At 55.8% G+C, this 7,875-nt stretch carries 7 protein-coding genes and 1 pseudogene; 4 read left to right on the plus strand and 4 right to left on the minus strand.

Annotation, left to right across the window (positions count from 1 at the left end):
* On the plus strand, nucleotides 1-584 hold a 584-nt coding region (locus tag ABI213_RS01910; protein WP_348025882.1), incomplete at its 5' end, for an efflux RND transporter permease subunit.
* 322 nt (nucleotides 585-906) lie between these two features.
* On the opposite strand, the gene ABI213_RS01915 is transcribed toward ABI213_RS01910, so the two are convergent.
* Both ABI213_RS01915 and ABI213_RS01920 read right to left on the minus strand, forming a co-directional pair.
* Nucleotides 907-1,188, minus strand: coding sequence for a BrnA antitoxin family protein (locus tag ABI213_RS01915; protein ID WP_348006122.1), 282 nt, complete (start codon nucleotides 1,186-1,188; stop codon nucleotides 907-909).
* Nucleotides 1,163-1,441 carry a BrnT family toxin gene (locus ABI213_RS01920; RefSeq protein WP_348006121.1) on the minus strand — a complete coding sequence of 93 codons (279 nt, stop codon included), beginning with the start codon at nucleotides 1,439-1,441 and terminating at the stop codon, nucleotides 1,163-1,165. The genes ABI213_RS01915 and ABI213_RS01920 overlap by 26 nt, the downstream gene beginning before the upstream one ends.
* 335 nt (nucleotides 1,442-1,776) lie before the next feature.
* Between ABI213_RS01920 and ABI213_RS01925 the strand changes: the two genes are divergently transcribed.
* Nucleotides 1,777-3,687, plus strand: coding sequence for an amylosucrase (locus tag ABI213_RS01925; protein ID WP_348025884.1), 1,911 nt, complete (start codon nucleotides 1,777-1,779; stop codon nucleotides 3,685-3,687).
* A 23-nt stretch (nucleotides 3,688-3,710) separates the two neighbouring features.
* Here the strand turns inward: ABI213_RS01925 and ABI213_RS01930 are convergent, their stop codons facing one another.
* Nucleotides 3,711-4,715, minus strand: a complete 1,005-nt coding sequence (locus ABI213_RS01930) for a glycosyltransferase family 2 protein (RefSeq protein ID WP_348006119.1) — start codon at nucleotides 4,713-4,715, stop codon at nucleotides 3,711-3,713.
* A gap of 260 nt (nucleotides 4,716-4,975) precedes the next feature.
* Here ABI213_RS01930 and ABI213_RS01935 point away from each other — a divergent pair, with 260 nt between their 5' ends.
* Together ABI213_RS01935 and ABI213_RS01940 are read left to right on the plus strand one after the other, a co-directional pair.
* Nucleotides 4,976-6,415, plus strand: a complete 1,440-nt coding sequence (locus ABI213_RS01935; RefSeq protein WP_348006118.1) for a lipopolysaccharide biosynthesis protein — start codon at nucleotides 4,976-4,978, stop codon at nucleotides 6,413-6,415.
* 31 nt (nucleotides 6,416-6,446) lie between these two features.
* The gene (locus tag ABI213_RS01940; protein ID WP_348006117.1) at nucleotides 6,447-7,406 is read left to right on the plus strand and encodes a glycosyltransferase family 10; all 960 of its coding nucleotides are present in this window, start codon (nucleotides 6,447-6,449) and stop codon (nucleotides 7,404-7,406) included.
* Nucleotides 7,407-7,487: 81 nt separating this feature from the next.
* On the opposite strand, the pseudogene ABI213_RS01945 reads toward ABI213_RS01940, so the two are convergent.
* Nucleotides 7,488-7,875: pseudogene (locus tag ABI213_RS01945) on the minus strand (hypothetical protein); the annotation flags it as partial.

Here is a 7,875-nt window from a genome sequence, read left to right on the forward strand (position 1 = left end):
TAAAGCAATTGGCGCTGGGCGATGCCGAGGTGATGGGCGAGCTGTTTGCCAGCTTCGGCCTGGCCATGCTGACCGGCGTGCTGTGCATCTACATCGTGCTGGTGCTGCTGTTCAAAGACTTTTTGCATCCCTTCACCATTTTGGCGGCGCTGCCGCTGTCGCTGGGCGGCGCGTTTGTGGGGCTGTTGATCGCGCAAAAGAGCTTTTCCATGCCCTCGCTGATCGGCCTGATCATGCTGATGGGGATTGCCACCAAAAACTCCATCCTGCTGGTGGAATACGCCATCGTCGCCCGGCGTGACCATGGGTTAAGCCGCTTCGATGCGCTGCTAGATGCCTGCCACAAACGCGCCCGCCCCATCGTCATGACCACCCTGGCCATGGGCGCGGGCATGGTGCCGCTGGCCGTAGGCTGGGGTGCCGCCGACAGCAGCTTTCGCAGCCCGATGGCGGTGGCGGTGATTGGCGGGCTGATCACGTCTACCGTGCTGAGCCTGCTGGTGATACCGGCGGTGTTTACGCTGGTGGATGATTTGGAGCACTGGCTGGGGCGGATGGTGAAGAAGGCGAGAGGGCATCGCTAAACGCCAGAAGCGTCTTGAACGATGCTCAATGCCAGTGCGGGTTTACGCTTTACAGAAAGCGAAATTTTGTTTGACAAGGCCTCTGCTAAGCAGATAGCTTGATGGCAGTCGAGTTTCGCCTTAATTAACGCTGCTTTATTGTGGAGTCGCTCATCTACAAAGGCGCGAATCTGCTCTTCAACCAATAGGTGTAGTTTTAATATGACTAGCGAATCGTCCCCGCTTCGGGGAAGTAATTTGTAGAATTTTTAAACGACACGATTGCATGGTCATCTGCTTCCTGAATTGACATAGTTTTCGCCTGTTACGAGTGTTCGGTCGCTCACACGTTCGCCGGTTGGTGCAACTTGAGCCAATCTTTCAACGCCATATCGACCCGCGTTTGCCAGCCATCACCGGTGTCCCGGAACCGCTGCACCACTTCCGGCGAGAGGCGGATGGTGATGCGCTCTTTCGTCGGCGACTTTTGCGGGCCGCGCATATTCAGTTTGGCCATCAAAGTTTTGGGCAGCACGTCCTTTGCGGGCCGAAAGTGCGGCATGTCTGCAGCCGTCAGCGTGCGAACCTCGCCGTCTGCATCAACCAGGGGTTTGGATTTGGACATAGTGTTTTACCTCTCGATCATTGGCCTTGCGAAAGCTGATGACCCGAATGCCATCCGCTGTTTCCGTGAAGCACAGTACGTGTAAGCGCCCGTGCAGACTACCCAGCGCGATATAACGGGTTTCGCCATACTCTTTGCGGGTGTCGGTTTGAATGTGCGCCGTCTCAAAATCGAATTCCGCAACAAGCCTAAATGGCAAGTTGCGGTCGCGGATGTTCCGCTCGTTCTTACCGGAGTCAAAAGTGATTTGCACTCGCAAATTGTATGTACATTTTGATATTTCCGCAACCCTGAAAAAAAGCGGCTACTAGCCACATCTGCCAAAACAGACAAGCGCACTGTGCGGCCGACCAGCATGCAATTGCTATGCTTGTCATAGCTTCTTGCGCAGGTAGTACCTGCGCAAGAGACATTTTTTATATAAATTTTGGCTGGGTGCCCGTCCACGCACCGGGCGGCAGCGGCACTGGTGTTTTCCCTGTGCTGTGGGCAGGCCATTCCGGCTTCCAATCGGTCTGCTTCAAAGCGCTTTGAAAGGCGGGTTCTCGTACACTCGCCGCAGCTCTATTTACCCACCCAGGCCGTTCCATGCTCACTGTTGCCCACCAAACCCAACTCGCCCACCAGCACGTCGAAGCCGCCCTAAAAGCCCGCCCCGAAGCCAAGGCGGCCCGCAAGGCCTGGAAGGCCTTCGCCACCCGGCTGGAGGCGCACTTTCCCACGCTGGTGGCCGAGCTGGCCCCGTTGTACGGCGCGCGGCCCGACTTTCTAGAGTTTCTGGTGGACCTGCTGTCCAAGGCCTTCGATGCCTGGAACGCCCGTCCTGCCGACCTGCAGGCGCTGGACGTGCAGCGCGAGAAAAACCCGCGCTGGTTCCAGTCGCAAAAGATGCTGGGCGGCGTGTGCTACGTAGACCTGTACGCGGGCAACCTGAAAGGCCTGCTGAAGCAAATTCCGTACTTCAAAGAGCTGGGGCTGACGTATTTGCACCTGATGCCGCTGTTCAAATGCCCCGACGGCAACAGTGACGGTGGCTACGCCGTCAGCAGCTACCGCGAGGTGAACCCGGCCCTGGGCACGATGGCCGACCTGCAGACCCTGGCGGCAGCGCTGCGCGCCGAGGGCATCAGCCTGGTGCTGGACTTCATCTTCAACCACACCTCGGACGAGCACGACTGGGCCCGGGCCTGCGTGGCGGGCGACCCGCAGTACGCCGATTTTTACTACCTGTTCCCCGACCGCACGCTGCCCGATGCGTACGACCAAACCGTGCGCGAGATCTTCCCCGACCAGCATCCTGGCGCGTTCTCGCAGCTGCCCGATGGCCGCTGGGTCTGGACCACCTTCAACAGCTTCCAGTGGGATTTGAACTACAGCAACCCCGCCGTGTTTACCGCCATGGCGGGCGAGATGCTGGCCATTGCCAACCTGGGCACCGAGATTTTGCGCATGGACGCGGTGGCCTTTGTGTGGAAGCGCCTGGGCACGGTGTGCGAGAACCTGCCCGAGGCGCACACGGTGATCCGCGCCTTCAGCGCGCTGGTGCGCATTGCTGCGCCCAGCATGCTGTTCAAAAGCGAGGCCATCGTGCACCCGGATGACGTGGTCAAGTACATCTCACCGCAAGAATGCCAGCTGTCGTACAACCCGCTGCAAATGGCCTTGCTGTGGAACAGCCTGGCGACGCGCGAGGTGAACCTGCTGCAACAGGCGCTGGAGCAGCGCCACAACCTAGACCCCGACACCAGCTGGGTCAACTACGTGCGCAGCCACGACGACATCGGCTGGACCTTTGCCGACGAGGACGCGATCCAGTTGGGCATCCACGGCTTTCCACACCGGCAGTTTTTGAACCGCTTTTACGTGAACCGCTTCGAGGGCAGCTTTGCACGCGGCGTGCCGTTCCAGGACAACCCTGCGACTGGCGACTGCCGCATCAGCGGCACCTGTGCATCCCTGGCCGGTATCGAGCAAGGCGACCCGCTGGCCCCGGCGCGCATTTTGCTGCTGCACAGCGTGGCCCTGAGCACCGGCGGCATGCCCTTGATTTATCTGGGCGACGAGGTCGGCACGCCCAACGACACCCGCTACCTGGCAGACCCCGCCAAGGCCGGTGACAGCCGCTGGGTGCACCGCCCCGCCCGCGTCGCCAGCCTGTACAGCCAGCGGAATAAAAAGAACAGCGTGCCCGGCCAGATTTACCAAGGGCTGCGGCGCATGGTGGAAGTACGTGCGTCACTGGAAGAATTTGCCGGGGGCCAACTCACCGGCTTCCGTGCCGGCTCCCCCAGCGTGCTGGGCTATCTGCGCGGCGCACCCAGTGCGCATGTGCTGGTACTGGCCAACTTCAGCGAGCATCCGCAAACCTGCCCGGCCGTGGTGTTCAGTGCCCAGCCGGAAAGCGCGGTGGATTTACTGACGGGCGAGACGCGCACGCTGCACGCCGGGCTGACACTGGCACCGTACGAGGTGCTGTGGCTGGATTGCCGGGCGGTATAGCCTGGTCCTATCAAGGTCTAGGCCTAGGCGTTGACGGGCGGTTTGGCTAAAAAGCAACGTGCAAGGTGTTTGGGATTCAATGCAGCCAGCACGTTCCACAGACCAAAATGGGTGTAAATGAAGCTCACTCCAGAGCGGTATTCAGACCACCCTCTTTGGCAGCATATATACAAATACTCTTTCGCCGAGCTGCGAACCTCTGCGTGGCAAGCCGCCAGATCGCTACGCCCCAAAGCCAATGCGGGATTATTGAAAATAACTTTCAATGCCCGCATTCCATTTTCCATATTGCGTTTTGAGTTTTTGCCCTGCGATATATTGTCATCATGCCAGCGGTATTGCGTGATGGGAGTGGGGTCGTAAACAAATTCACCCGAAAATACCAAGCGTACTAAAAACTCACGGTCTTCTGCCGTGCGCAGGTTTTCGTCAAAAAAAATCGGTTTTCCCGAAACCATTCTGGAAAACATCAAACTGGATGGTTTGATGAAATTTCCTTTTATCAACCGCGGAAATATCTCTGACGTGATGGTCAAGCAGGAAGAGTTTTCAATCTTCTTGCCATATTTTTTGGAGGGGTTGTCCCAAAAATCGTCATATGCCTGCGGATTAATGGAGTCCCCCACCAGCAGGCGCCCAGCCCCGTACGCCGCTACCGCCATGGGGCGCAGCGCCACGGCGGCCATCAATTGTTGTACATGCACGGGCTCCCATATGTCGTCGGCATCCAGCAAAGCGACCCATGTACCGCTGGCCTGGGACATGCCCACATTGCGGGTCGCCGGAAGCCCTTTGTTCTTTTGCTTCTGCAAAAGCAGCTTAAAGGGCAAATGCTCTTTTTGCATCCACGCCTGTACGACTTGGTAAGTCGTGTCTGACGAGCCGTCGTCAATCACAATGACTTCTTTGGGGAAAAGTGTTTGCCGGGTAATGCTTTGCAAAGCATCAATAATGAAACTGGCCGCGTTGTACGCCGGTATCACGACAGAAACATCGGCCCATGGGAGTGGCAACAAATTTTCAGACATATCTTTTTATTTATGGGATGGACAGCCCCTCTGTCACCAAGCTATGTAACAGGCGCTTTTAAAGCCATTTTGCGCATGATAGCCAAGTCTAGGCCGAAGGCAGCGGCATAGCTTGCCCGCACCCATCTTGGATACGCGCGCGGTGAAGATGCCTATTTTTGCCGCAAAGCAAACGTATTCTCAGTCTGTATGCAAATCAAAGCCCGGTTGGCTTAGGGATACCCTAAACTCGTCGGCTATCTCCTTTCCCGGTAGCCGCTTTGTCCATCCGCAAATCACTTATCTACTCCTACCTGGACCGCTATGCCAGCCTAGTGGTCAGCATTCTGTCCTCCATGGTGATTGCCCGCGTGCTCACGCCGGAGGACATCGGGGTCTTCTCCGTCACCATGGTGTTGATCTCGTTCGTGGCCACGGTCCGCGACTTGGGTGCCGGTCAGTACCTGATCCAAGAAAAAGAGCTCACCACCGACCGCATCCGGGCGGTGTGGGCGGTGCAATTGGGCCTGGGGGTATTTTTGGCCATGGTGGTTCTGGCGGCCAGCATGCCGGTAGCGACCTTTTACAAAGAGCCCCGCATGCAGCACATCATGCTGGTGGTGGCGGCCAACTACGTGATCAACCCCTTTGGCTCGCTTACCTACGCCTGGCAAATGCGCGAAATGCGCTTTGACACCCTGGCCATCGTGCGTTTTACCTCTACGCTGGTGGGCGGCATCGTGGGGGTCACCATGGCCTGGTTTGGCCATGGCCCCATCAGCTTGGCTTACGGCGCACTCGGTTCGACCCTGGTCAATGCGGGCATGGCCATCTTTTTTAGGCCCAAAGACTTTCCGTGGCTGCCGGGCACCAAGGAAATCCGCCGCGTGCTGGCGTTTGGTTCACGGCTAACGGGATCTTCCATTTTGCAGACGGTGGCTGGCAGCGCCCCGGAACTGCTACTGGGCAAGCTGCAAAGCATGACGGCTGTGGGTCTGTTTTCGCGCGCCACAGGGCTGGTTTCGATGTTCAACCGCATCGTGCTGGAGGGGATGAATGTGGTGGCGATTTCCTGGTTTGCCAAGCAATCCCGGCAAAACGAAAGCATCACCCCCGCCTTCCTGACCGCCACCTCGTATGCCACCGCGCTGGGATGGGCCTTTTGTCTGGGGCTGGTGTTCTTGGCCCACCCTACTATCCACATGATGTACGGCAACCAGTGGGGTGGCGCGGTAGACCTGACCCGCGTGATCGCGGTATCGCTGGCCTGCAGCCTGCCTTCGGCACTGTGCAATCCCGCACTGATGGCGCTCGGCTCCGTCAACCGCATGCTGCGGGTCACTACCAGCACTACGCTGCTGACCGTGGTGCTGGTCGCCATCGGCTCCTACTTTGGGCTGATGGCCATGGGCTGGTGCGTGGTGCTGGCCGCAGCCTTGCGCAGCTGGGTCTGGCTGGTCGCCGCACGTAAGGAAGTGGATTTCAGCTGGTCGGCCTTGTGGTCCCTGTCGTTGGGCAGCGCCGGCGTGGCAGGGGCCTCGGCCATCGGACCCCTCTGTGCGTTTGTGGTGTACGGCCCCTATCCAACGGAAATTTGGCAGCCACTGGTGATGGGTGTGCCGACGGCTATGGTTGGATTTTTATCGGCCATTATTTTGCTGAAGCACCCGCTGCTCGACGAGTTGAAGCCCCTGTGGGCCAAGATACGCAAATCCAGGTAGTTCGCCACACCAACCATAGCAGAAAGCACGCATGCTCATTCGGATTGATAAAGATTGGGATTTCCCCGATGTAAAACAACAAAGCCCAGGTTCGGCATGCCGCTGGGGCGGCTTTGATTTCACTTTTGAGCCCGTCAAGAACTGCGATCTGCTCATCGCCCTCAATCCGCCCAACAAAGATATTAAAGTCAATTGCCCGCCAGGAAACAAATGGCTTTTTACGCTCGAATCTCCCATAGAGCAATACAAATGGCATATTGACTCATTTGAATATTTCGATAAAGTTTTTACTTTTTGGGATGATTCCGTTGCCAGCAATATCCTTCACGACCAGACATCGCTCCCATGGCATATTGGCAGAAGCTATGACCAACTGAGCGCATTGACACGTGAACAAGTTTTACCTGCCAAAAGAGATGAGGTCTCCTGGATTACCAGCAATGCCAGCCACAAAGAAGGCCATAAATTGCGAATGGGATTTAAAGATTATCTAATTGAAAACGGCTTCAATTTTGATCTTTTTGGCAGAGGATTCAATCCGATTGACGATAAATTTGATGGCATCATGCCTTACCGGTATAGCATTGCCATAGAGAATTTTTCTTGTGACGATTACTGGACTGAAAAAATAGCCGATTGTTTTTTATCTTGGACCATTCCCATTTACTGGGGGGCGAAAAATATACTCTCTTATTTTCCCGAGAAGTCAATCATTCTGATTGACCCGACCCATCCAGAAAATGCCTTAAAAACAATAAGAGATGCTATTGAAAATGACTATTTTCACAAAAACCTAGAGGCCTTGGCCGAAGCGAGAAATTTAGTTCTGAACAAATACCAATTATTCCCCCACATCTCAGATCTTGTCAAAAAATACGAGGTCAAAGAAAACGCCACGCGCAGTCCTTTTGTGATCCCCAAAAATAAAATACATGGAGATCCCTCCGGATCCGCTTCGCTGGTCAGCAGGATCTTAAAAAAGATTTTCTAGGCTGTGGTAAATCAGCGATCCATTGGCATTTTAGGGATGCCTGTGAATTTATGCGGAGGGAGCGCTTCTGTGACCAAAGTCCTAGGTGGATTCAAGATGTGGGCGAACGGCTTTGTTAGAGAATTTTTTGGCCAAACTGTACCTTCTGGCGTCCAGAGGCTTGAATATATACACATAGAGCAGCAGGGCAAACGCAACCGACAGTACTCCGGAGAGCGGACCGACGGTCGTAGAGGGCAATGCCAGTTTGGATTGCACGGCCATGACAAATGACACCACAATCAGGTGGCTAAGATACACCGGGTACGACAATTCGCCGATAAATCGGTCGTACTTGTATCCTCCAAATATACAAAATAAAACCGGTATAGCCAATGCCCACAGACCGTAGAAAATCAATACGGCATAGTGGTAACCGGCATACATCCCAATTACCTCTACACCTTTGCTAGCCCCGGCTAATACCCCG

Source organism: Rhodoferax sp., assembly GCF_039922535.1.
In the GTDB taxonomy this organism is placed as follows: Bacteria; Pseudomonadota; Gammaproteobacteria; order Burkholderiales; family Burkholderiaceae_C; genus Rhodoferax_B.